This window comes from Desertivirga xinjiangensis (genome assembly GCF_024436435.1).
GTDB classification, from domain to species: domain Bacteria; phylum Bacteroidota; class Bacteroidia; order Sphingobacteriales; family Sphingobacteriaceae; genus Desertivirga; species Desertivirga xinjiangensis.
The window spans coordinates 981,563-1,007,309 of the sequence record NZ_JAFMZP010000001.1; the positions used below are offsets into that span (position 1 = coordinate 981,563).

The 25,747-nt window shown below is 42.9% G+C and carries 13 protein-coding genes; all 13 read left to right on the plus strand.

What is annotated here, in order from left to right:
• The first annotated feature begins 4 nt into the window (after positions 1-4).
• The 13 genes from J3P37_RS04080 to J3P37_RS04140 all read left to right on the plus strand — a co-directional run bounded on the left by J3P37_RS04080 (position 5) and on the right by J3P37_RS04140 (position 25,706).
• Entirely contained in the window at positions 5-1,996 is a 1,992-nt protein-coding gene (locus J3P37_RS04080) for a retaining alpha-galactosidase (protein WP_256009726.1), read from the plus strand.
• A gap of 3 nt (positions 1,997-1,999) precedes the next feature.
• Positions 2,000-3,787 carry a glycoside hydrolase family 2 protein gene (locus tag J3P37_RS04085; protein ID WP_256009727.1) on the plus strand — a complete coding sequence of 596 codons (1,788 nt, stop codon included), beginning with the start codon at positions 2,000-2,002 and terminating at the stop codon, positions 3,785-3,787.
• A gap of 12 nt (positions 3,788-3,799) precedes the next feature.
• A complete protein-coding gene (locus J3P37_RS04090) occupies positions 3,800-4,978 on the plus strand; it encodes a glycoside hydrolase family 88 protein (RefSeq protein WP_256009728.1) in 1,179 nt (392 codons plus the stop codon).
• A 66-nt stretch (positions 4,979-5,044) separates the two neighbouring features.
• Positions 5,045-7,822: a DUF8487 domain-containing protein gene (locus tag J3P37_RS04095; protein ID WP_256009729.1), complete on the plus strand. Its 2,778-nt coding sequence runs from the start codon at positions 5,045-5,047 to the stop codon at positions 7,820-7,822.
• A gap of 4 nt (positions 7,823-7,826) precedes the next feature.
• Complete coding sequence (locus J3P37_RS04100; protein ID WP_256009730.1) at positions 7,827-8,597, plus strand: glycoside hydrolase family 35 protein; 771 nt, start codon at positions 7,827-7,829, stop codon at positions 8,595-8,597.
• Positions 8,598-8,620: 23 nt separating this feature from the next.
• Positions 8,621-10,831, plus strand: a complete 2,211-nt coding sequence (locus tag J3P37_RS04105; protein WP_256009731.1) for a glycoside hydrolase family 3 N-terminal domain-containing protein — start codon at positions 8,621-8,623, stop codon at positions 10,829-10,831.
• A 4-nt stretch (positions 10,832-10,835) separates the two neighbouring features.
• Entirely contained in the window at positions 10,836-12,050 is a 1,215-nt protein-coding gene (locus tag J3P37_RS04110) for a glycosyl hydrolase family 28 protein (protein ID WP_256009732.1), read from the plus strand.
• A 514-nt stretch (positions 12,051-12,564) separates the two neighbouring features.
• Positions 12,565-15,579, plus strand: coding sequence for a SusC/RagA family TonB-linked outer membrane protein (locus J3P37_RS04115; protein ID WP_256009733.1), 3,015 nt, complete (start codon positions 12,565-12,567; stop codon positions 15,577-15,579).
• 17 nt (positions 15,580-15,596) lie between these two features.
• Complete coding sequence (locus tag J3P37_RS04120; RefSeq protein ID WP_256009734.1) at positions 15,597-17,243, plus strand: RagB/SusD family nutrient uptake outer membrane protein; 1,647 nt, start codon at positions 15,597-15,599, stop codon at positions 17,241-17,243.
• Positions 17,244-17,286: 43 nt separating this feature from the next.
• A complete protein-coding gene (locus J3P37_RS04125; RefSeq protein ID WP_256009735.1) occupies positions 17,287-18,507 on the plus strand; it encodes a SusE domain-containing protein in 1,221 nt (406 codons plus the stop codon).
• 132 nt (positions 18,508-18,639) lie between these two features.
• Complete coding sequence (locus tag J3P37_RS04130) at positions 18,640-20,205, plus strand: DUF4832 domain-containing protein (protein WP_256009736.1); 1,566 nt, start codon at positions 18,640-18,642, stop codon at positions 20,203-20,205.
• 126 nt (positions 20,206-20,331) lie between these two features.
• Positions 20,332-21,579: a glucuronyl esterase domain-containing protein gene (locus J3P37_RS04135; protein ID WP_256009737.1), complete on the plus strand. Its 1,248-nt coding sequence runs from the start codon at positions 20,332-20,334 to the stop codon at positions 21,577-21,579.
• Between the two features lie 143 nt (positions 21,580-21,722).
• Positions 21,723-25,706 carry a hybrid sensor histidine kinase/response regulator transcription factor gene (locus J3P37_RS04140; RefSeq protein WP_256009738.1) on the plus strand — a complete coding sequence of 1,328 codons (3,984 nt, stop codon included), beginning with the start codon at positions 21,723-21,725 and terminating at the stop codon, positions 25,704-25,706.
• The last annotated feature ends 41 nt before the right edge of the window (positions 25,707-25,747 follow it).

Sequence of the window (25,747 nt, forward strand, 5' to 3'; positions counted from 1 at the left end):
TTACATGAGATATAAATTCCTGATACTTTTTTTCTCCCTCACTTCTTTTTGTTCTTATGCCAAGAAGAACTACAGCATCAGTTCGCCCGATGGACGATTAACAGTAGCCGTAGTTGTTGATAAGCAGATCACTTACAGTCTGTCGCATCAAAAAGATATCGTTTTGAAACCTTCTCCTCTTTATGTGGACCTGGTGGAAGGTGATGATTTCGGCATTAATTCAAGCGTTAAAAGAACAAGAACCAGCCAGGTCAATCAGAACATTACATCTCCCTTCTATAAAAGAAATACTATAAATGACAATTATAAAGAACTCATTTTGGAGTTCAACCAAGGCTTTAACCTCGTTTTTCGTGTATACAATGAGGGAATGGCCTACCGTTTCGTATCGACAGGAAGTAGTGATTTCCTGGTAAAAAACGAAGAAGCTTCATTTAATTTCGCAAAGGATCACAAGGCTTATGTACCCTATGTAAAGAGTAAAGCCACAACTATTGAAGGGCAATATTTTAATTCTTTTGAGAATACGTATACGTATTCGCCACTGAGCTTGCTTAGTAAAGATAAACTGTCTTTCAGTCCCGTTGTAGTGGAGCTTGATGGCGGGAAGAAAGTCTGCATAGCTGAATCCGACCTGGAAAATTACCCGGGTATGTACCTCATCAACAAAGATGGTTCAACTTCCCTCAGATCGCAGTTTGCTCCTTATCCGGCTTCCACCGAACAGGGGGGACATAACCAGCTTCAGCAGCTAGTTACCGCCCGTGAAGCGTATATCGCAAAAGGTAAAGCTGGAATGAGCTTTCCATGGCGCATAGTTATTGTAACTACAGATGACAAGCAATTGGCTGATAACGATATGGTTTATAAACTGGCTGCTCCTGCGCGCTTTAAAGATATATCCTGGATAAAACCAGGTAAAGTTGCCTGGGAGTGGTGGAATCACTGGGGCCTGTCGGGTGTCGACTTTATTGCCGGGGTTAACAACGAAACCTATATGGCTTACATCGATTTTGCTTCAAAAAACGGGATCGAGTATGTGATCCTGGATGAGGGATGGGCAGTGAACTTAAAGGCCAGCCTCTTTGAGGTAGTGCCCGAAATTGATCTTAAAAAGCTGATTGATTATGGGAGAACGAAAAATGTAGGCATCATCCTTTGGGCAGGTTACTATGCGTTTGATCGTGACATGGAGAAAGTGTGCAGGCACTATTCTGAAATGGGAGTCAAAGGTTTCAAGATCGATTTTATGGACCGGGATGATCAGCAGATGGTTGATTTTCACTATCGTGCCGCTGAAACCGCAGCGAAGTACAAATTAATGGTCGACTTTCATGGAACCTACAAGCCTACGGGCATGAACCGCACCTATCCTAACGTAATCAATTACGAAGCGGTAAATGGTATGGAGCAAATGAAATGGACGGGACCGGAAATGGATCTTGTGACTTACGATGTTACTATGCCATTTATCCGGATGGTTGCTGGTCCGGTTGACTATACCCAGGGCGCGATGAGGAACGCGACAAAAAGAACTCATCGAGGTATAAACGACGAACCGATGAGCCAGGGTACCCGCTGCCGCCAGCTGGCTGAATATATCGTGTTTGAGTCGCCTCTGAATATGCTCTGCGACAATCCAGTGAATTACACGAAGGAACAGGAGTGTACAGATTTTATCGCCCAGGTGCCAACAGTTTGGGATAATACTATGGCGCTCGACGGTCAAATAGGCAAATACGTGGTTACTGCCAGACGAAAGGGGGATGTCTGGTATGTGGGAGGTCTCACTAACTGGGATGAACGTACCCTGGAGCTGAATTTGTCTTTCCTCGGAGATGGCAATTATGAGGTTGAGATGTTCAAAGATGGCGTTAATGCAAACCGCATAGCTTCAGATTATAAGAAAGTAAAGACGGTTATTCCAGCTAATAAAAAGCTGAGTTTATCTATGGCAAAAGGTGGTGGTTTTGCCATGAAGATCTATAAGAAATAATATATGAGATACAATAATATAAGATATAGTGTAGTAATTCTCTTTTGCCTGCTGTTTTCAGACGGTTTTGCTCAAGAGCTGATTGCTAATGTTTATGGACGTAACGTTCAGTCTTTGAATGGTAAATGGGACGCTATCATAGATCAGTATGATCAGGGACGTAAAAACAAGATCTATCTTAACAAGAAACCCGAAGGCAAAACTGACTTTTACGAGTATTCTTTTGATCATGGACTTCGTTTGAATGTGCCTTCGGATTGGAACAGCCAGTCGCCGGAACTCCATCGTTATGAAGGAACGGTATGGTATGCACGTCGTTTCGACGCAAAAAAGGAAGCTGGGAAGCGTTTGTTCCTGTATTTTGGAGCAGTAAGCTACCGTAGTCGTGTTTATCTGAACGGAAAGGAGATCGGCAAGCATGAAGGTGGTTTTACTCCTTTCCAGATAGAGATCACGGACCAGGTTCAGAATACTAACAATTTCCTGGCTGTTGAAGTGAACAATACCCGTACCGTAGATGCGATCCCGGCAATGGCGTTCGATTGGTGGAATTACGGAGGTATTACCCGCGATGTTTTTTTGGTAAGTACTCCGAAAGTTTTCATCGAGGATTATTTTGTTCAACTGGATAAACGGAAGGCAGATAAGATCGATGCACGCATAAAACTTTCCGAAAATGCTGCCAACGTTAACATCCGTATTCAGATCCCGGAATTGAATGTAGATCAAGATTTAACTACTGACAATAAGGGTTTTGCTAAAGTATCCTTTAACGTTAAGAAACTGCAGCGCTGGTCGCCTGATTCTCCAAAGTTGTATAAGGTTATCATTTCTTCTAAAGATGATAAAGTAGAGGAAATGATCGGCTTTCGTAACCTGTATACAAAAGGAGAGGATATTTACCTTAACGATAAGCCTGTGTTTTTAAAGGCAATTAGTTTCCATGAAGAAATCCCACAACGCAAAGGTCGCGCATTTTCAGAGGCGGACGCCGTGATGCTTCTTTCGGAAGCTAAAGCGTTGGGATGTAATATGATCCGCCTTGCGCATTATCCGCAGAACGAATATACGGTACGCTTAGCCGAAAAAATGGGATTCATGCTTTGGGAAGAGATCCCCATCTGGCAGGGCATCGACTTTGAGAACGAAGCGACTAAACAAAAGGCAGGTAATATGATCAGAGAGATGGTGATGCGTGATAAGAATCGTTGTGCACTTTCCTTCTGGGGGGTAGCTAATGAAACCCAGCCTTCCGAACCGAGAAATAATTTTCTTAAGTATCTGATTGAGACTTGCAAGGCTGTTGACACCACCCGCTTGATGACAGCTGCTTTTGATCTGGTACGATTTAACAAGGAAAAGCAATTGTTTGTGATGGACGATCCTTTTATCCAGGAGCTGGATGTGGTGGCCATCAATAAATATATGGGCTGGTACCACCAGTGGCCGCTGGCTCCGGAGAAGGCAAAGTGGGAGGTTGCTAAGGGGAAACCTTTGATCATCTCTGAATTTGGCGGAGAGGCCCTGTATGGTCAATTGGGGAATGAGGATGTAGTTAGTTCCTGGAGCGAAGATTACCAGGCTACGCTTTACCGCGATAACTTAAAGATGTTTAGGAACATTCCTAACCTGCGTGGTACAGCTCCATGGATCTTATTTGATTTCAGATCGCCGTTCAGGTTTCACCCGACTAACCAGGATGGCTGGAACAGGAAAGGATTGATATCCGACCAGGGCTTTAAAAAGAAAGCCTGGTATCTGATGAGGGATTATTATAAGAACATAAAATAGTAGAGCTTGAGTATGAATAAGTTATTTCTGTTGGTTTTTGCTGTTGTAGTTACCTGTAAAACATCTTCAGGGCAACCCTTGAAGAACATTGTTGAGGATGCGCTGAAGTTTTCTGAACAGCAGTCTTTGCTGATGGCAAAAAAGTATGCCTCACAGGAAGGTCGCTTGCCGCGTACCTTCGATAAAGGCAAGGACGTTTCATCCGATTCACGCTGGTGGTGCAGTGGCTTTTTCCCTGGATCATTATGGTATATCTATGAAAATACAAAAAATCCGGAGGTTTTAAGTTATGCCAAACTGTATACCGACCGCGTAGAACGCGAAAAATATACGGTGGATAATCATGATGTAGGTTTTATGCTGTATTGCAGTTTCGGTAACGGGCTGCGCCTTACCGGCGAAAAGCGCTACGAAGAAGTGTTGCTAACGGGAGCCCGGTCTCTGGCGACCCGCTATCGTCCGAAAGTTGGGCTGATCCGCTCCTGGGATCACAATACGGAAGAATGGCAGTATCCTGTCATAATCGACAACCTCATGAATCTGGAACTGTTGCTTTGGGCTGCAGAATATTCCGGAGATGCTAAGTTGAAGGAAATTGCGGTATCACACGCTGATAAAACTATTCAAAATCATTTTCGGCCTGATTATTCCTCTTATCATGTGGTATCCTATGATACCCTTTCAGGAAAACCGCATTTAAAACAAACCCACCAGGGTTATTCTGATGAATCCGCCTGGGCCCGGGGACAGGGCTGGGGGCTGTATGGTTATACTTACCTGTACAGGGAAACAAAGGATAAACGCTATCTGGAGCAAGCCAAAAATATTGCCAACTTCATTATAAATCACTCTGAAATGCCGAAGGATTTTATCCCTTACTGGGATTTTAATGTGCCGAAAACAGCGGAGACGCCAAGGGATGCATCTGCTGCCAGCTTAATTGCTTCGGCTTTAATTGAGCTAAGCGATTATGTGGATAAGGGCTTGTCTAAAAAATATATGAAAGTGGCCGAAACGCAGGTTCGTACGCTGGCATCGGCTGCCTATACGGCTTCCCTGGGGGAGAATGGTGCTTTTATATTAAAGCACAGTACCGGAGCTTTTCCAATGAAATCAGAGGTAGATGTACCGCTTAGTTATGCAGATTATTATTATTTGGAAGCGCTAACACGGTTAAAGAGGAAGTTGTAGAGTATTTAATATTTGATCATTAAATAAAAATGGAACAATCTAAAAACGCCATTTACTGATAATACTATGCCCACACACAAAGAAAAATTATTAAAAAACTTGCCAGGAAAGAAGATGAAATTCACGAGACGATGCCTGAAATTCGCATTGACCATTTTGTTATTGCTGCCGCTGCTAAAAGCGACGTCGCAGACACAGGAGATAGATCTGTCGGGAAAATGGGGTTTCCAGACTGACGTTATGGATTTTAGACGGGGATCATTGTCGCCGCGTTATAACCATAAACTGCAAGACTCGATAATACTTCCTGGCATTACAGACGACTTTAAGATCGGTTACAAAAACCCCTATAAGTACATCGACCGGCTAACACGTAAATACGAGTACATGGCACCGGCCTGGTATCAGCGTGATATCGAGATCCCGAAAGAATGGAAAGGTAAACGTATTTTCATGTATTTTGAACGTACACACTGGTTAAGCTCCATTTTTGTCGACACAAAAGAAGTGAGCAAGGTAGATTATATAAGTGTTCCGCATAACCACGACTTAACGGCATTCGTTACCCCAGGAACAAAGCATCGCATTACCGTTGGCATAGATAACCGCTATCAGTATAATACGCATAAGTGGAATCATGCGCATACAGAGTTCACCCAGATAAACTGGAATGGTATCCTGGGAGAGATCAAATTAGTCGCCATTGATCCTGTATATGTGGATGACCTCCAGGTCTATCCAAATATAGCTGACAAGTCCATAAAAGTGAAGATGCAGGTCCGCAATTACACGAAAAAGAACATTACTGGTAATGCCAGCTTCACCGTGAACGGGAAAAAATATAACATGGTTAAAAAGATTCCGGTTAGCGTGAACGACTCTCTTGTTACCATTGAAGAGGTGATTCAGTTGGGCAGAGACATTAAGCTATGGGACGAATTCAATCCAAATGTTTACAATATCACTTGTCAGCTGAAGACGAGTTCTGAAAAGGGCTCATACACGCATGAGAAATCTGCTACCTTCGGCATGCGAGAAGTTAAGCAGGGTAAAAACCATGTGCTCATAAATAATCGTCCGGTACATCTTCGTGGAACTGTAGAAAACGCTGTGTTCCCTAAAACCGGCTATGCTCCGGTTGACGATGCTGAATGGGAGAGAATTATGCTTATCCTGAAAAAATATGGAATGAATCATTTACGGTTCCATTCCTGGTGTCCGCCAAAGGCAGCATTCCGGATGGCCGACAAACACGGGATTTATTTCGAGGTGGAAATGCCTATGTGGGGCAAGGATGCTGAAGTTGATGAGGATCGCTACAACTTCTTCCGCCGTGAAATGCGGGGCATACTAAAAGAATACGGAAATCACCCTTCTTTCGTATTGTATTGCAATGGTAATGAAATAACAGGAAACTTCGATTTTATCGAAGAGCTGACTTCGAATGCCAGAGACCTGGATAACAGGCATCTTTTTAGTGGTTCTACAGCACGGACACGTGTAAAATCTGATCAATATTACGTTTCTCAGCAAACGAACAAAGGACCGGTAAAGGTGTATGAAGGTTTGCCTCATACCAAATGGGACAGGAGTACGGAATCGGATGTAGATGTACCTGTCATTTCACACGAATCTGGTCAACGTTGCATTTACCCTAACTTTGAAGAAATAAAGAAATATGCCAACAGCCCGGTAGAGGCACGTAACTTCGAAGTGTTTCGTGATATGCTAAAAGAGAACGGGATGCTGGATCAGGCTCCCGACTTTTTCAAAGCATCCGGTGCACTTACCGTTCTGGAGTACAAAGCCGTAATCGAAGCCTTGCTTCGCTCATCCAAATCGGCCGGATTTCAGTTGCTTTCTTTAAACGATTTCCCCGGACAGGGATATGCTCCGGTAGGTCTGCTGGATCCCTTCTGGGATTCAAAAGGTTTAGTAACACCAGAGAAATTCAGGGAATCCTGCGCTCCTACCGTCGCCCTGCTTCGTTATGCTAAAAGCTCTTATTTTAATGATGAAACTTTTGCCGGTGATGCGGAGGTTTACAATTTCGGACCCAAGGCCATTGAAAATGCTAAAATAAAATGGTGGGTAACTAACGAGGCGGGCAAAACATTACAGAACGGTAATTTAAGGAAACGGAGTATCGGAAGAGATGATGTATTCCCGGTAGGTAACTTTTCCTTTAACCTGAAGGGAGTTACTTCGGCCCAAAAACTGACCGTTCATCTTTCTGTAAATGAAGCTATAAAAAATAGCTGGGACATCTGGGTTTACCCCAGAAATGAAAACCTGATGAAATCAACTGCGGAGGTTCTCTATACTTCCATGTACGACGACAAGGCAAAGCAGCAGCTTGCACAAGGTAAAACGGTTGTTCTTTGTCCGCAGCCGGAAAACGTGAAAGGTCGCACTTCAACCTTTCATAATCACTTCTGGAACCCGATCATGTTTGCGTGGAAGCCAATGACGATTGGGGCACTGATCAAGAATGATCATCCTGTTTTCGATCAGTTTATTACATCCTATCATACCGACTGGCAATGGTGGGATATTCTGAACAATGCCAGGGTTATCGAAATGCAGAACGCGCCGAAGGATCTGAGACCATTCATTCAGATCATCGACAGCTATGATAATAATGAAAAGTTGGGAATTGGCTTTGAGGCAAAAGTTGGACAGGGGAAATTACTGGTATTGGCTGTAGACACTCAAAAGGACATGGCGAATCGTCCGGCAACCCGGCAATTACTGGTGAGTGTAGATAACTATGTCAAAAGCGGCAAGTTCAATCCAAAGGTAGCTGTTGAGGAGCCATTTATCCAGTCTTTCCTGATGAAGTAATGTTATGAGAAGAAGAATTTTTCTAATGACCGGCTTGGTTTTTAGTTGCATTTTTATTTATGCACAACAGATAAAAATGTCTGCGACGGCTGGCTTAGACCAGATTTATGGAAGTACGGTTATATCCGAGAATCTACTGCCGTTTAATGAGATAGATGTAGAGTTTGGGTATGTTTTATATGAGGCCCAAATAAGCGTCGAATCTGAAGACGCCGTATTAGAACTTGAAAATGTGCGGGATTTCGCTGCAGTATATGTTGATACTATTGTGCAGGGATCAATAACCAACGATGAACGGAAGATCACTCTGAATACAGCTCAGGGCAAACACTTGTTGCGGATATACGTCGAAAATATTGGCCGCATAACCTACGGACCTGAAATTTTAGATAACTCAAAAGGTTTGTTTGGCCGGGTCACCGTTGATGGGGAAGAGGTTGTTGGCTGGAAGATCACTCCGCTAAAGGTCAGAGATCTGCAAATTGAGGATCTGAAGTTTCACTCTAAAAAGTCGAATGCGCTTCCCGGCTTTCACAAAGGTTTCTTCAACGTGAGTGATGTTAAAGATACCTATCTTAATATGGCAGGCTGGGGAATGGGAGAAGTATGGATTAACGGACAATATATTGGCTCATACTGGGAAAAAGAAAAGCTGCAATCTATTCAGGTGGTAGCAGATATCCTTAGAAAAGATAAAAACGAGATCGTCATTTTTGAATTGAAAAACAACTCTCAGAATACGGTTGGGTTTGCAGATGAACCGGTATTTAATTAAATAAATAGCTTTAATAAAAGACAATGAATAGATATACTAAGATATCCTGTTTGTTCTTATCCCTATTTTTGAGCGCAGCAGCATATGGTCAAAGGAAAAAAGACGTCCCGCTATACAAGGATGCTAAGCAAGCAGTAGAAGACCGGGTCCAGGATCTGTTGTCGCGTATGACATTGGAAGAAAAGGTAATGCAACTAAACCAGTATACCCTGGGCAGAAACGATAATGCCAATAATATGGCAGATCCGGTAAATGATATTCCGGCAGAAATCGGCTCATTGATCTATTTCAGCAGCGACCCCGGTCTGCGTAACAAGGTTCAGAAAAAAGCGATGGAGCAATCTCGACTGGGTATTCCCATCATATTTGGTTATGATGTTATCCACGGATTCCGCACCGTCTATCCCATTTCTTTAGCACAAGCCTGCTCATGGAACCCGGTTTTGGTAGAACAAGCCTGTGCGGTTGCTGCGCAGGAAGCAAGGATGTCGGGGGTTGACTGGACATTTTCACCTATGATCGATGTGGCCCGTGATGGCAGATGGGGCCGGGTAGCCGAAGGTTATGGAGAGGATCCTTATACGAATGCGGTATTTGGTGTAGCTTCTGTGAAAGGTTATCAGGGAAATGATCTGTCAGATCCGGCGCGGGTTGCCGCCTGCCTTAAACACTATATTGGTTATGGTGCTTCAGAAGCGGGGCGTGATTATGTTTATACCGAAATATCGGATCAGACGCTTTGGAATACTTATATGCCTCCTTACCTGGAGGGCGTAAAAGCCGGGGCGGCGACTTTGATGAGTTCGTTCAACGATATTAGTGGTACACCAGGAACAGCCAACCGCTATATCTTGAGAGATGTACTGAAAGAACGCTGGGGGCATGATGGATTCGTGGTGTCTGACTGGGGGGCTATCGAACAGCTCAGGCCGCAAGGTGTGGCTAAAGACAAGAAAGAAGCTGCATTGAAAGCATTCACAGCCGGAGTAGAAATGGATATGATGAACAAGAGCTATGATACCCATCTGGGAGCTTTAGTGAAAGAAGGAAAGGTGTCTGAGGATATGCTAAATGATGCGGTAAAGCGTGTATTAAGAGTAAAATTTCGTTTAGGTCTTTTCGACAGGCCTTATACCCAGGTAAGTAAAGAAAAAGAGCGGTTTCTTTTGCCGAAGAGTTTAGCGATAGCAGAGCGCCTGGCTGAGGAATCTATCGTGTTGTTGAAGAATAAAAACAAAACGCTACCCTTGTCGGGTGTTGCAAAGCTTGCTGTGATTGGTCCGATGGCTAACAGCAAGTGGCATTTACTTGGTTCCTGGAGAGCCCAGGGGAATGCGGAGGACGCAACTACCGTATACGAAGCTTTGAAAAAAGATTTCCAAGGCAAAGCCCAGGTAATGCAGGCTGCGGGTTGTGACTTTGACGGGAATGACAGATCAGGTTTTGAAGAGGCAAAAAAAGTTGGAGCATCTTCCGATGCTATTATTATCTGTTTAGGTGAGAAAGCCCAATGGAGCGGTGAGAATGCGTCGCGCTCTACCATTGCATTGCCGCAAATACAGGAAGAGCTGTTAATGGAACTTAAAAAATTGGGTAAGCCCCTGATCCTTGTTCTTTCCAGCGGACGTCCTTTAGAGTTGAATAGACTTGAACCTGTCTGCGATGCTATTTTAACCATGTGGCAGCCAGGAATTCCTGGAGGTAAACCTGTGTCGGGCGTTATTTCCGGAAGGGTGAATCCATCAGGTAAATTATCCATGACATTTCCTTACTCAACCGGCCAGATCCCCATTTATTATAATCATCGTCAAAGCGCGAGGCCGCACCAGGGAAAATACCAGGATATTCCGAGCACACCTTTGTATGACTTTGGTCATGGTTTGAGCTATACCACGTTTGAATACGGAGAGCTAAAAGCATCGGTGCTGAAAGCCAGGCCGGACGGAAAGATCGCAGTTGAGGTACCGGTAAAAAATACGGGAGATACTGATGGAATGGAGACTGTGCATTGGTTTATATCTGATCCGGTAAGCACTATTTCCCGCCCGGTTAAGGAGCTTAAATATTTTGAGAAGCAGTTGATCAAAAAAGGTGAGACAAAGGTATTCCGTTTTGAAATCGATGTGAAAAGAGATTTCGGGTTCGTTAGTAATCAAGGCAAAAAGTATGTTGAGGACGGCGACTATTATGTTATTGTGAAGGATAAGAAGGTAAAAATAGAAGTAGGTCGATAAAAGAATGGCGAGTCAAGGGAGAATTTATTTGATGCTTTGCATCCTATTAATACACAGTTTTACGCTAGTAGCTAGAGGTGCAAAAAATGATCTGGATTATACCAGTCCGAATATGTACAAACGCGGTACCCAGAGCGAACGGATCCAAAGGGCAGTAGATGAGGCAAAGCGTACGACCGGAAAAGTGATTATTCCGAGGTATGACGTTGTAGAAAAAACAACAGTCTGGCTGCTAGACCAAGCAATCCTGTTGCCGGGTGATATAGAGCTTGAACTGAATAATTGCAAGATCAAATTATCGGATAAGTGCAGGGATAATTTTATCCGTTCTGCAAACGCGGGTCTGGGCATCAGTACTGTCCAGCCTTTAAGCAACATTAAAATAACGGGCAGGGGCAACGTCTTATTGGAAGGTGCCAGCAATCCGCGCTCTACGGGAGATCATAATAAGACCTTGTCCAAAGATCCTAAAGGATTCGGACAATCTTATGGAAGCGACGCCGGTAAAAGTGGAGAGAACCAGAAAGGCGGGTGGCGTAATCACGCTATTATACTTGCTCATGTCGATGCTTTTGAGATAAGCGGTATTAAGCTGAAGGACTACCATGCTCATGGTTTAGTGTTAGAACGTTGTACAAATGGCAAGGTAAAGGACATCACTTTAGATGTCAGGCAAGCCGTTAACGTTGCTGGAGCCGACAGGCAGCTCCTGAACCAGGATGGATTGGGAGTGCGGTTCGGATGCAGAAACATAATCATAGATAATTGCAGAGGCAAAAGCGGAGATGATTTTATTAATATCGGACTGACTGACACGGGGGTGGGAGCAGGTGAGGAAAATGTCAATGTGGTAAGTGGCTCTATATATGGCGGCGAAAAAGATAACATCTCAAACGTATATCTTCAGAACTGGCAGGATTTCTATTCTATTTCACACCGTGCAATCCGCATTATGCCGGTTGGAAAACTTAGAATAAGAAATGTTTTTATAGAGAATATGGTAATCAGCCCTTTATCAAACCAGGGCCTGGTTGTTGAACATGCCGGAAATATAAAGGGACTTTTTGTAAGAAATATAATTACCGGTTTGCCTGTCAAGGCCAGGGGGATATCAGACGCTAGTTTCAGGGATATTCTATATACAGGCGATGGAGAAGCGATCGATATACAGGCTAATAGTACTGTAGCAATGGACAATGTAATAAGTACAAAACCTTAGTTATAGAAACTGGCCGGCTTTAGATGTCTAAAAAGGTAAAAATTCCATAAAAAGCCTTCTTTGTACAAAAATGAACCATTTCCGTACGAAAACGAACCCTCTAAACATGCCTTTGTATATAGTTTTGTTACAGCAAAAAGGGCAGAAGCCTGGCAAGCACCAATTAACGTAAACAAATTTTAAACCAGCGAGTGGGCGTTGAATCCGGATTCCGGCTACAGCGAACCGCCAATTTAAACCGAATATTATGAAGTGTTTTCAAGTAGTAATTGCAGATATCGCCAAGAAGCTGCACAACTCAAAGTCGAAAAATTATTATCGCTTTGACATGCCAATCATAAAGCCGAAAATAATCGCAACCCCTTCCAACTTAACAGAAAGAAATTTAAACTACAAATTCTCATGCCTATAGAAGATTACTAATCAGATTCACACCGAATTGTCTTCAGATCTGACATAGAATGAAGATGAAATGTAAATGTTTTAAAGTTAACCCTTACATAATCTATTTTAAATGCTTAAAGAAATACACATACAGCTGAAAAGCTGCTTAATGGCTGTTGCTATGCTCTTACTGACGGTAAGTGACATTTATGCGCAGCAAGATCCAATTAAAATCAAAGGAAAAGTTACTGATGAGAAAGGAGAGGCCTTGATCGGCGTTTCAGTGCTTGTGAAAGGCACCACCTCAGGAACCTCAACGGATATCGACGGAAATTACACCTTACAAGCTTCTCCGTCGGCAACCCTGGTTTTTTCATACGTAGGTTTCAACCGCCAGGAAGTCAAAGTTAGTCCCTCTGGAGTTGTGAATGTGACCATGGCCGGAGATAAGGTACTTGATGAAGTAGTGGTGGTAGGATATGGTACTGCGAAGAAAAAGGATGTGACGGGGGGGGTAACAGTGGTGGGCAGTGAGCAAATCAATATGGTTTCTACTCCCAATTTAATGGACCGTTTGATTGGGCAGGTTGCTGGATTTACGATTACAACGGGTAATGCTGCGCCAGGACAAGATCAAACACTGGAGATTCGTGGTGAAAATTCCTTGTCTGCACCTAATAACCCTTTGATCGTTCTGGATGGAATTCCGTATAGTGGTTCGCTACAAGATCTTGATCCCAACATCATCGAAACCATGAGTGTGTTGAAAGATGCATCGGCAGTAGCGATCTACGGAGCCCGCGGATCGAATGGGGTAATACTTATTCAGACCAAGCGAGGCAAGCTAGGTAAGCCACAAGTGTCCTATAGGGGGCAGCTTGGCGTCGCGGAACCTATGCAATACATCCAGGTAATGGGACCCAATGAGTTTATACGCTTTCAGCGAGATATTGCTCGTTTAAAGGAAGGGCGGTCCAGTGATGGGCTCGATCCTATCGCGGGAGGCATTATTAGTCTTACTGAACGTGAAATGTACCAAAAGGGAATTACACACAATTGGCAAGATTATATATTCCGGAAGGGATTTACAATGGATCATCAGGCAAGTATCTCCGGAGGAACAGAGAGTACTAAGTATCTGGCTGCTATTTCTTCTCTGGGGCAGGAGGGAGTGGTCCTCAACTCGAAACTTTCGCGTACCATAATTTCAGCGAATATCGATCAGACCTTCAATAAATGGTTGACCACAGGTATCGGAACACAATTCTCTCAAAGAGAAGACGGTGGCATTACTCCAAATATAGAGCATGCGATTAAACAGAGTCCTTTTGGAAAATACACAGATGAAAATGGTAACTATGTTCCTGAGCCGATGGAGTATAATCTCATAGCTAACCCTATGCGCAACGTAGATGCCGTGCAGGATAGAACCAACCGTAACTTTTTCCTAAGTGCTTATGCGAATGTACTGTTGCCTGTGAAAGGCTTATCGTTCCGGTCAAACTACGGATACAATTACCGAAGCTCCTTTACGGGCACTTATTATGGAAAAAATACTTTTGAAGGAAAAACGGTAGGAGGCAGAGGAAGTGTTAATAACGGGCATTATAATGATTATACCTGGGAGAACATACTCAAGTACGAGCGTGAGATCGGCAAGCATCGCTTTGATGCAACCGGATTATTCAGTATGCAGGAGAGTAGAAACTTCAGTTCTTCTCTAAGCGGGACAAATTTCGTGACCGATGACAACGAATATAACATGATGGAAGGTGCGGAGAATGTTTCGACTCCAAATTCCGACCTGGAAGAAAAGGCAATGCTCTCCTATATGCTCCGTCTGAATTATGCCTTTAAGGGTAAGTACATGGCAACGATCACCGCTCGTAGAGATGGTTCGTCGGTGTTTGGAAAAAATAATAAGTATGCTTTTTTCCCCTCTGCTGCCCTTGCATGGCATATAGGTGAGGAGAATTTTATAAAAGACAGAGCAGACTGGGTAAATATGCTTAAACTGAGAGTGTCTTATGGAGCTAATGGCAATGAGGCGATTCGTCCGTATCAGACATTAGATCGTCTTTACTCGGGTGTGAAGTATATATGGGGCGATGCCGGTAACGCAGCCAATACGGCCTACCTTGCGGGAAATGGGATTGGTAATCCCAACCTCAGATGGGAAACGACTTATACCGCTAACGCCGCTTTGGATTTTTCATTATTTAATAATCGTTTCGGCGGAAGCGTCGACATGTACCTATCAAATACACACGACCTGTTGATGATCCGTACTGTACCTATTATGAATGGCTATAACAGAATCTGGGACAATATCGGACAGGTACGTAATAAGGGTATTGAAATCGCTTTAAACTCGGTTAATATTGACAAAAAGAATTTCCGCTGGAGTTCTAATCTTAATTTTTCCCTGAACCGTGATAAGATCATTGAGCTGCGTGGAGACGGAGTAGATGATATCACCAACAACTGGTTTATAGGCCAGCCTTTGAGGGTCATTTATGACTACAATATGATAGGGGTCTGGAAACAAGGGGATGAATTTCAACTTACTAACCCCGACGGAACTGTACGCGAGATTCAGGCAGGCGCCATTCCCGGTTCAGCTAAACTGGAGGATGTAGACGGAAACGGATATATAGATACTAAGGACAGGAAAGTTATCGGATCCCAAAGACCTAACTTCACCGCATCTATAGGCAACAGATTGAAATACAAGAATTTTTATCTTTCCTGCCTGGTTAATGGCGTATTTGGAGATTGGAGCGAAGACAATGTTGCAAATATGGCGTCGTGGACCTTTGGGATAACGAATTATGTGCATGGCGCCAACTATTGGACACCTGAGAACCAGAACGCAGACATAGTTTCACCTGGTTATGATAATAATTTTGGCCATGGTTATTATAAGGAAGTTTCTTACGTGCAGATTAAGAATATTACGCTTGGTCATAGGTTTGGTCAGAAAACCGCAGGCAAAGTTGGTTTCAGTGCCATTGATCTTAACCTAAGTGTAAATAATCTACACACTTTTTCTAACACAAGACAGGTGCTCAACTATGACAACGGCTGGATGGCTTCCTATCCAACTGCACGCTCTTATATGTTAGGATTGAATTTAACTTTTTAGATCAGAAAGATATGAAAATGAAAAACTTTATAAAAACCAGTTTGGCGGTTATATTGATGCTTTCTTTCAGTGGATGCGAACGTTTCCTGGAGGAAGACTTAAAATCAGAGCTGGCGCCAAGTAATACATTTACGAGTACTTACGGTTTTGAGGTAGGTAGCGCAGGGCTATATTCACTGTTGCGTTCAGAATATAACACTTATGGCGAAGGTGGTGCTTACATTCACAATGCTGCTTGTCCTTATGAAGCTTTACAAGTTGCCACAGATATTGCAGATGCGCCAGCAAGCGACGGCTCGCTGATCCCGTTCGCCAACCTGACAATGAATTCAGAAACCCGATTTGTGGGGACATTCTGGAACTGGGCTTATAGCCTTATCGCTTCCGCTAACGAAATTCTTGTTTTTTCAGAACAAAACACCAACTGGGATAATCCCACAGATAAGGCGCGTTTCCAGGCCGAGGCCCGGTTCTTTCGAGCATATGCTTATCGTACGCTAATCTATCTTTACGGCGATGTACCATATGTAGAGACGATTCTGTACGATTTTCAGCTAAATTTCACTCGTACGCCCAAAGCTGAGGTATTAGGCCATATCGTAGAGGATTTGAAATTTGCTACAGAAAATCTTCCTGCCAACCCTGAACAGGTTCTGGATGGAAAACTCACCAAATGGGCTGCATATCATTTATTGAGCGAAATGTACCTGCTGCAAAAAGAATATGTACTTGCAGAACAAGCTGCTTTAGCTGTCATTAATAGTGGTTATTATGGGCTAATGAAAACACGCTTTGGCGTAAACAAAGATAAGCCAGGCGACGCTTTCAGTGACATGTTCCTGGAGAATAACCAAAACCGGAAGTCTGGTAACAGGGAAAGTATCTTTGTTTTGCAATTTCAGTTTAACACCGTTGGTGGAGGTACTAATTCTGACGATTGGACACGCCGGGCATGGAACCCTAAATACCAAGATATTGGAGGCTTTGTTTTGGCAGATACTTTAGGTGGTCGCGGTTTGGCACAACTGGTCCCGATGAAATGGTGGGTTGGAACTGCCGGCACCAATGCGACAGGAAATATTCCTGGAATTTTTACCAATCCAGATATGCGGAACTCTAACTATAATATTAAGCGTAACTGGTATTATAATAATCCTGCAGAGACTGCTTTATTTGGTAAAAAAGTTAATATAACTGACCAAACATGGACGTCCACCAAATCTCTTTTTCCAGCTATCACAAAGTTTTTCTACGGACGTACGGAAAACTTAGGCTTAACTGGAAGCTACAAAGACCGAATGAAATTCCGTTTGGCAGAGACGTACCTCTTGCTTGCTGAAGCTTATCTGGGACAGGGGCTTCCTGGAAAGGCAGCCGAGGCTGTCAATGAAGTACGTGGAAGAGCCGGAGCATCAACTGTAGATGCCAGTGTTATGACCATGGATTTCCTTCTTGATGAGCGTATCAGGGAAATGATAGGTGAAGAGACCCGCCGTTTTACATTGGTACGTACGGGTAAATATATAGAGCGGGTAAGAGCATATAACGATGCTATCAAGGGTATAGTTAAGGATGAACATGCATTATGGCCTATTCCTCAAGCTATCATTGATGCTAACCGTGATGCTGAATTCCCTCAGAATTTGGGATATGAAAAGCGGTAAGCAGATCATCAGAGAATAATGATTTTTACTAAAGAATAACGTAATGGAAAAAGTAAAATATTTATATAAAATAGTGCCTTTATTTTTTGCGGTACTTTGCATGACTGCCTGCGAACCGGAAGTTTTGGACATTCCTAAGGTGGAAGAGCGTTTGGAGTTAAAAGCTTCAGCAGAAAATATCACTCTGGATGAAGAGCATCTTGAAGATAATGCAATAACCTTTTCATGGACAGAGGCAAGAGAAGTCTCTGACGATCATCTTGTATCTTATACTACTAAAATGGATGTGGTAGGAAATAATTTTGGTTCGGCTACAGCCATTATGAACTATGAGGATGAAGGTATCAACAGCAGGAGTTTTACGTCGGAGCAGCTACAGAACTGGGCAAATGAAAAATGGGGAGTGGCAGCAAATAAACCCTTTACTATAGAGTTTCGCATCATTGCTGAATGGGAAGGCGGGGCTACCTTTGAGGCGCCAGAAGTGCGTACTGTAAGAGTTAACGTGCAGCCTATTAGAACTGTGGTTTTTAATGCCGATAAGGTATTCCTCGATGGTTCGGCGGTACCTGGATTGAGTAAAGTTGAGATGAGTAAAACCCTGGAAAATCCAAACCAGTATGCGTTTCTTCTTGATCTGGAGGCTGGTGATCTGCAGATCCCCGTAGAATTCGAAGGTGCAACAAACTATATCTATTCTGCTGACGCAAATGATCAGTTACAGGACGGTGAGACAATAGGTATAAAAATGCGGGAAACTCCGTTTGCCTGGAAGATAGAAACTCCGGGTCAATATCGTGTGGTCGTTAATATGCAAAAAGCAACTGCTGCTATCTATTCGCCAGCAACAGCTCTTACACCAAAGAGTGTTGTTTGGAATGGTGGCGGAGGAGCTATTACCACGGAAGTTACGGATCTGTGGATGCATGGCGCTATTAACAACTGGGGAGCTCCGATTAAAATGAGCTGTACGCCAAGTTTAGCTGATCCGCAGGTGCTTGTTTATACCGGCGGCCGGACGGGTAAAGCTAAATTTATCGTTTACGGTGGAAACGACAATGACAAGAACCTTGCTTACGCATTTAGTTCTCCATTGACTGCCGCGGGTCTAAGGCAAGATATTACTCTCACTTTAGGTAAGGTAAATGATTTAGGTGGAGGGTTTTCAGGAGAAAATCGTAATTCATATATCACGATCCCCACCGGAACAAATTTCCTTGTATTTGACCTGAGGAATATGACGATCCTTGCTGAAAAGAGGTAAATGAGGTGAGAATTTAGGGAAGATAGCGTCCAAAAGACCGGCTTAAGCAAGAGATCCTGAAGCAAGTTCAGGATGACGATGAGGCCGATTTCAGGATATCTCTTCCAAATAAATTTAAAATATCAAGAAAAAATGACAAAATTGAATTATAAGAAAATAAGCAAAGTTGCTTTGTTGGCAATCATGTGTCTCCATTCAGTTGCCTGCACAAAAAAAGACGATGATACCAAAGTGGGCGTTCCTACCGGAACCCTGGTAAAACCAAAATACAACAGAAGCTCGGTTATACATAATCCTTTAAACGGCTGGGTGATGTATGGCGCACGTGATGCCAATGAGACTTACTGGGATAAGGAAATATATGTTGCCGACCTGGGCAAGAGAGTAAAGATCCGGGATTATGCTTCTGCTTGCTATATTCGTACCAGCTGGTCATCCATGAACCCCAGCGATGGAGTGTATACCTGGAGAGACCCAAATTCGCGGCTCGGTAGATTAATTAAGGGAGTGCAGGACAGAGGTTTACCCATCGCACTTCGTATTGTGGTTGACGGACGAGATCAGGGTATGAACACCCCTCAGTTCGTATTTGATGCGGGCGCCAAGTCTTACCTGGAGAATGCTAATTATCCTACCCGAATAACTCCAATACCACAGGACCCAATTTTCCAGCAATATTATACCAAATTTATTGAAGAACTGGCCAAGGATTTTAATGATCCTGTAAAAACTTCATTCATCGATGCTTACGGACTAGGTAAATGGGGCGAGGCTCATAATGTAGTATATGCGGCTCCGGGTGAGTTAAATGATAATGAGAAAGAAGTTGTTAAGGAGCAGGTTTTTGATTGGATTACCGACCTTTACACCAGGACCTTCAATAAGGTGCCCCTTGTTATTAATTATCACCGTGTGATCGGAGATCCGGTGAGCTGGGGTGCAGCAAATCCCAATAGTGACAAGTTGCTGGTCAAGGCTATTAATAAAGGATATAGCTTGAGGCAAGATGCTTTTGGAATGAGCGATTATTATGGAAGTTGGGAAAAGCAATTTGTTAACGGTTGGATCTTTAAACGCCCGGTGATTATGGAAGGAGGTTGGATCATTAGCTCTCACAGCTATTGGAACGACTCAAGTAAAAAGTACAGGCAAGGACATCCTGAAGATGTAAGACTTGGAGAGTTTGACGCATCGGCCGAAGCTCATGTGAATATGATGGATTTCAGGGCAGGGTCAGAGACGGAGTCCTGGTTTGAAAACAGCTTTACATTGGTTCAGCGCTTTGTCTCTGAAGGCGGTTACAGGCTGTACCCAGACCGGGTTTATCTGCCTGAGAAAGTAAACAGCGGGTCTGAGGCTATTATTACTCATCGCTGGAGAAATACAGGCTGGGGATATTGCCCTAATAACATTCCTCAGTGGAACTACAAATATAAAGTTGCTTTCGCTCTGCTGGATGCTCAGGGCAATGTAAAAAAAGTGCTGGTTGATAATAACAGCGAGCCTTCGAATTGGCTTAAAGATACACCGGTATCCTATGAGTTCAAAACTCCGGTGGATGTACCAGCCGGAACTTATTCATGGGCTGTAGCCATTGTTGATAAGACAAAGGAAAACCAGCCAGGTATAAAGCTTGCCGTTAACGGTGATATTACCAGCGGCGGATGGCTGAAGCTTCTCGATGTGCAAGTGCAATAAATCTGATTAATAGCAACATAGTATCATTAAGCTGTTGTCTTCTCCTTGCGGACAACAGCTTAATATTTTAGAAACCTTTGGTGAAGCAGTATTTTTATGATAAACTTGAGTCGAAGTAACAGAATAATGGAAAAATTCTTTTTTTCAGGCATCGTATGTATGTACAGTCTTGTATTCTGCCTTGGTTTTCATCAGGCAAACGCGCAAAAAAAGACCGATACATTTATGGGGGAGATCGTCAACTATGATGAAGCGAACGTTCCTCAATACACCCTCCCTCAACTGCTTCGGACAACTGAAGGCAAGACTGTGAAAAACAAAAAGGTCTGGGAAAAAGAACGGAGACCTGAAATAATCTCCCTGTTTAAAGAGAATGTTTATGGGCAAATGCCTGAAAGCTTTGACAGTATCCGGTTTGTACTAACCAGGCAAGATCCCTATGCCATGGACGGGCGTGCCAGCTTAAAGGAAGTAATGGTCAAAGTTTGGAACAAGGGAAAACATATAGGCATCCCAATAGTACTGTTTATCCCTAATGCACGTAAAAAGCCTGCGCCGGCTTTTTTGCTGATCAATAATCGTAGTAAGAGAAATACGGATCCTGACCGTACGGTGAGAAGTACATTCTGGCCTGCTGAGATGATCATTGATAAAGGCTACGCTATTGCCAGTTTTCATGTAGCTGATGCTGCGCCGGATAAAAAGGATAGCTATCAGCATGGAGTGATCGATCAACTTTACCCTGAGCAGTTAACCAGGGATGACGGAATGAAAGCAATAGGTGCATGGGCATGGACGGCTAGCCGGGTGATGGACTATTTCGAGACAGATAAAGATATTGACGCTAAAAGAGTTTCAATCGTAGGGCACTCGCGGGGTGGAAAAACATCCTTATGGGCAGGAGCGCTGGATCAGCGGTTCGCTATGGTGTTCAGCAGTTGTTCAGGAAGTACCGGAGCGTCTTTGGCCCGCAGGCAATATGGAGAGACTATCAGCCTGATCAATAAACAGTTTGGACACTGGTTCGCTAGTAGTTATAAGCAATATAGCAACAAGGTAAATGATTTGCCGGTAGATCAGCATATGTTGATCGCCTTAGTAGCCCCTAGACCGGTATATACAACAAATGCCGTGGAAGACAGGTGGGCCGATCCAAGAGGTTCCTACTTGTCGCTGGTAAATGCCGTTCCAGCATACAATTTGTATCGTAAAGCTACTGCCATAGGTCCGGAGTTTCCTGCTGTTAATTCGCCTATCATCAACTCAACTATTGGATATCATTTCCGGGAAGGCAAGCATGATTTGAATGATTACGATTGGGAGAAATTTATCCGTTTTGCTGATTATCATTATGGTCATTCAACAAAACAATAACGCTGAATTCAAGAGGAAATTTTTAACAATCTTCGATGGGTCCTATGGGGGTACGCAAATTCAATTTATTCCTTTTTTGCTTCTGCATTTCTATATTTCAAAGTGTTTTTGCGATTGATATTTCGCGTTACCGCTTTCATGTGATGCCTGAAACTTCTTATTATGGAGGAATACAGAGTATCACCAAGGATAGCCTGGGTCGGATCTGGTATACCGGCCCTGACGCGGTGTTCATGTATGACGGGAATAGCTTTTATCAATTGAACGAGCTGGTATCGGTAAGTCAACCCAAGTATAGATGGGCTTATGGTACATTAGTAACCGACAAAAAAGGGAGATTGTTTCTGGCGACTAACCATGGCTTATTGAAGTTCAATTATGATCGTTTTTCATTTGACCTGATCGTTCCCGGAAAAATTCGTTCTGTGTCGCTGCATGATGATGACAGGTTGTATATGCTTTCGGAAGATACTATTTTATCGTACGATCAAAGCAGTAAAAAGTTGCGTGCTTTGCCTTTACCTAAAGAAAGGTTTTTCAGTAGCGTGATCAGTTTGAAGGGCAGTCTTTACCTTACACAAAACGGCTTTCTTTACAAATTAGATACGCAGAAACGCCTGTTAAAGCTTTTTTCGACTCTTGGAGGAGCAAAGAATCTTTTAATAGACGGTCTTGAATACAAAGGCTCTTATTATTATCTAACACAGCGGGGAGGAGTTTATGTAACGGATGGTAAAGGAAATGTTAGAAAACAGATCCCGGTAATAATTGCAGGAAATCAATCTGTTATGGCCAAAAAGATATTTATTGACCAGGCAGGTATCATATGGGTAGCTACGCAGATGGGTCTCTTTCTTTATGATCCGCTTAAAGAAAGCAGCAGCTTTTTAAGAATGAACTTAAACGATGCGTTTTCCTTACCCAATAATTCAATATGGACAATTTACCGGGATCCGGACCAGGGTGCCTGGATTGGGACCTATGGCGGTAAGATTGCATACTGTTCCCTGTACGATGCCCGGGTGCGTTACTTCAATCCGAGCCCCGGCGGACTTAATCACCCGGTTGTAAGCAGTTTTCAGGAAGATCATTTAGGGAACATCTGGATCGGAACTGAGGGTGGGGGGCTCAACTATTGGAACAGGGCTACTGATTCTTTCAGCCATTTCATGAAGTCAAATGGGAATTCGCTGAACTCTAATATGATAAAGCGCCTGCGTTTTGACCCTGAAACAAAGAATTTGCTTATTTCAGGTTTTAATGGAGGGATCACCTCTTATGACATCATTAATAGAACGTTTAAGGACCTTAACTTTCAATCGGCCGAGACCGGAAGACCACTGACCATATATGAGTTCATAAGGGAGAAACAGGGTACATGGTGGATGTCAGATCCTGACAGATCCTTCTTTTACAAAAGGAATAATCAAAGAGATATTGAGATCATCAAGGTTACCGGAACAGATAACAAACCATTAGATGTAGAAGTGGAAGCCTTGTATATCGATCAACAAAATAACCTTCGTCTGATCAGTCATCAGGGATTATTCATTGTCGACCGCAATACTTTAAAAGTTTTGAAACACCATTTTATTAAAGATGGCCCTTTTTCGGCGAATCAGCTCTGTTGCTATTACGAAGCTTCGAACGGGGATCTATGGGTAGGAACCTTGGGAAAGGGAGTAAATGTATTAAAGAAAGATGGCAGGTATCTCAATTTTAATGGCGGAAATGGCTTTCACCCCAAAATGGTGTTCGGTATCCTGGAGGATGATGTTTCGAAAAATATCTGGTTTAGCACCAGCGAGGGGCTCTACTACTATGACCACAAATTGCAGAAGTTCGAAAAAGCGAGATTTTACAGGGAGAACAGCTGCGGGTCCTTTTATATACGATCTGCTTATAAAACCAGGAAAGGAGAGATGCTTTTTGGCGGGACGAATGGATTTTTGCTTTTTGACCCGGGATACCTGAATAAGAATCCGCAGAAACCAAGGGTGTTTTTCACTAATTTTTTGGTGAATAATACACCAGTAACAGCTAATACCAAAGATTCTCCTCTATCTAAAGATATCTCGAGTTTAACAAACCAGGAGGAAGAAAGAATAGAGCTTTCAGGCCAGCAATCCAACATAGAGATCAGGTTTTCATCAAACAGCTATTTGTCTGCAAATAAAAATCAATTTGCTTACCGGATGCTTGGGCTTAATAACAAATGGTTGCTGATCAACGCAAATCAGAATTCCGTTCAGTTTTTTAATCTTCCCAGCGGTGATTATACGTTTGAAATAAAGGCATCCAATAACGATGGATTATGGGGGGATAAGATATCAAGACTTCATTTACACGTGGATCCGCCTTTTTTTCTTTCCTGGTGGGCTTATCTTTTTTATACCCTGGTTGCACTGGCTCTTTTGTTCTTTGTAATGAGATATTACACCAATAAAAGGATGTTTAAAGAGAGATTAGCTTTAGAAATATGGAAAGAGCAAAATATGCGCGAATTAAATCAGGCAAGAACGGATTTCTTTACGCATATTTCTCACGACTTGAAGACTCCCTTAACGCTGATCATCGAGCCGCTTAAACAACTTAAAGGGACTCTTGCGAATAATGATCATGCGGCAGGTTATATGCAGCTCATAGAGAAAAATGTAGCCCGTATTCAGCGTATGATAAGTCAATTGCTCCATTTCAGGGAAATAGAGAGTCAGAAAATTACTTTAAATCCGCAAGGAGGCGATTTGGTTAGTTTTGTTCAGGACCTTTTTGGATTGTTCGAACTATATGCGAACAAAAAGGAAATTGAAACCAATATTGCGTCCCATGAGGATCATGTATATGTGGCATTTGATTCTGACGTCATCGAAAAGATCTTAACGAACCTGTTCTCTAATGCACTGAAATATACCCCGAATAAGGGTTATGTAGGTGTTCGTATATACGAATCCACCGAAGAGGAGAAAACAAGACTATCTGATGGCGTAGATAGTGAGGAAAAGAACTACATTTCGATTGAAGTGTTAAACACAGGGGACGCATTTTCTGAACAGCAAATTGCTACTCTTTTCACATCCTTTAATCGCCTGTCATCACAACGTCCTACTTTTGAGGGAAGCTCGGGTCTGGGGCTTGCTATCGTGAAGGAACTAGTCGACGCCCTTGAAGGAAAGGTTTGGATGCTTAACAAAGCAGACAAAATATCCTTTACCATTATGCTTCCTTTTAAAAAGGAAGCTGGTTCAGGAGACATAGAGGGAAATGTATATGACTATACTATTTCAGAAATTGATGATATCATGTTAGAGTCGGCTGAGCCTGGGAATGTAGTTAAGAATGCCCGCAAAGCAAACAGCCTTCTTCTTATAGAGGATGATCCAGCCTTACGTACTTACCTGGAACGGAGGCTCTCAGAAAAATATAACGTTTACACGGCTAGCGACGGCATGGAAGGCATTATCAAAGCTGAGAAGATCTATCCTCAACTGATCGTTACAGATCTTATGATGCCTAACAGTAATGGTTTTGAAGTATGCCGCCGCCTTCGTCAAAATTTCAAAACCAGTCACATTCCGATCGTGATGATCTCAGGGGTAGGGGATGAGAACCAGAATAGAGTAAAAGCGCTCGAGTTCGGCGCAACTGTATTTATCGATAAGCCCTTTGAAATAGAGTATCTGCTGCAGCAGACAGAAACGATTCTAAAGAATCAGCAGGAATTAAGGGAGATGTATAGCAAGAGGTTATTGGTGGATCCGTCGAAAGTGACCATTACTTCTATGGATGAAGAGCTTTTGCTTAAAGCAATGAAGTTTATCGAACAGAATATTGCTAATCCGGATTATTCAGTTGATTCTTTTGTTTCTGATATGAATGTGGGAAGAACCATTTTGTACCAAAAGATAAATGACATTGTGGGGATGTCTATTAAAGAGTTTATTCTGAATATCAGGCTGAAACGAAGCGCTTACCTGCTGGAACAATCGGATCTGACAGTTGCGGAGGTTGCTTATCAAACAGGATTTAATAATGCGAAGTATTTCAGTGTATGTTTTAAGAAGCAGTTTGATTTGAGTCCATCGGAGTTTAAGAAGAGAGCAAGTTCGGAAGAAGTAGATAGGAGATAAAGGCAACAAACTTTTAATAGTTTTGTAAACCAAAAGGAGTA

Excerpts from the sequence above, each read along its gene's own strand:
- J3P37_RS04080 (WP_256009726.1), top strand. The coding sequence starts at position 5 with ATGAGATATAAATTCCTGATACTTTTTTTCTCCCTCACTTCTTTTTGT.
- J3P37_RS04085 (WP_256009727.1), top strand. The coding sequence starts at position 2,000 with ATGAGATACAATAATATAAGATATAGTGTAGTAATTCTCTTTTGCCTG.
- J3P37_RS04090 (WP_256009728.1), top strand. The coding sequence starts at position 3,800 with ATGAATAAGTTATTTCTGTTGGTTTTTGCTGTTGTAGTTACCTGTAAA.
- J3P37_RS04095 (WP_256009729.1), top strand. The coding sequence starts at position 5,045 with ATGCCCACACACAAAGAAAAATTATTAAAAAACTTGCCAGGAAAGAAG.
- J3P37_RS04100 (WP_256009730.1), top strand. The coding sequence starts at position 7,827 with ATGAGAAGAAGAATTTTTCTAATGACCGGCTTGGTTTTTAGTTGCATT.
- J3P37_RS04105 (WP_256009731.1), top strand. The coding sequence starts at position 8,621 with ATGAATAGATATACTAAGATATCCTGTTTGTTCTTATCCCTATTTTTG.
- J3P37_RS04110 (WP_256009732.1), top strand. The coding sequence starts at position 10,836 with ATGGCGAGTCAAGGGAGAATTTATTTGATGCTTTGCATCCTATTAATA.
- J3P37_RS04115 (WP_256009733.1), top strand. The coding sequence starts at position 12,565 with ATGCTTAAAGAAATACACATACAGCTGAAAAGCTGCTTAATGGCTGTT.
- J3P37_RS04120 (WP_256009734.1), top strand. The coding sequence starts at position 15,597 with ATGAAAAACTTTATAAAAACCAGTTTGGCGGTTATATTGATGCTTTCT.
- J3P37_RS04125 (WP_256009735.1), top strand. The coding sequence starts at position 17,287 with ATGGAAAAAGTAAAATATTTATATAAAATAGTGCCTTTATTTTTTGCG.
- J3P37_RS04130 (WP_256009736.1), top strand. The coding sequence starts at position 18,640 with ATGACAAAATTGAATTATAAGAAAATAAGCAAAGTTGCTTTGTTGGCA.
- J3P37_RS04135 (WP_256009737.1), top strand. The coding sequence starts at position 20,332 with ATGGAAAAATTCTTTTTTTCAGGCATCGTATGTATGTACAGTCTTGTA.
- J3P37_RS04140 (WP_256009738.1), top strand. The coding sequence starts at position 21,723 with ATGCCTGAAACTTCTTATTATGGAGGAATACAGAGTATCACCAAGGAT.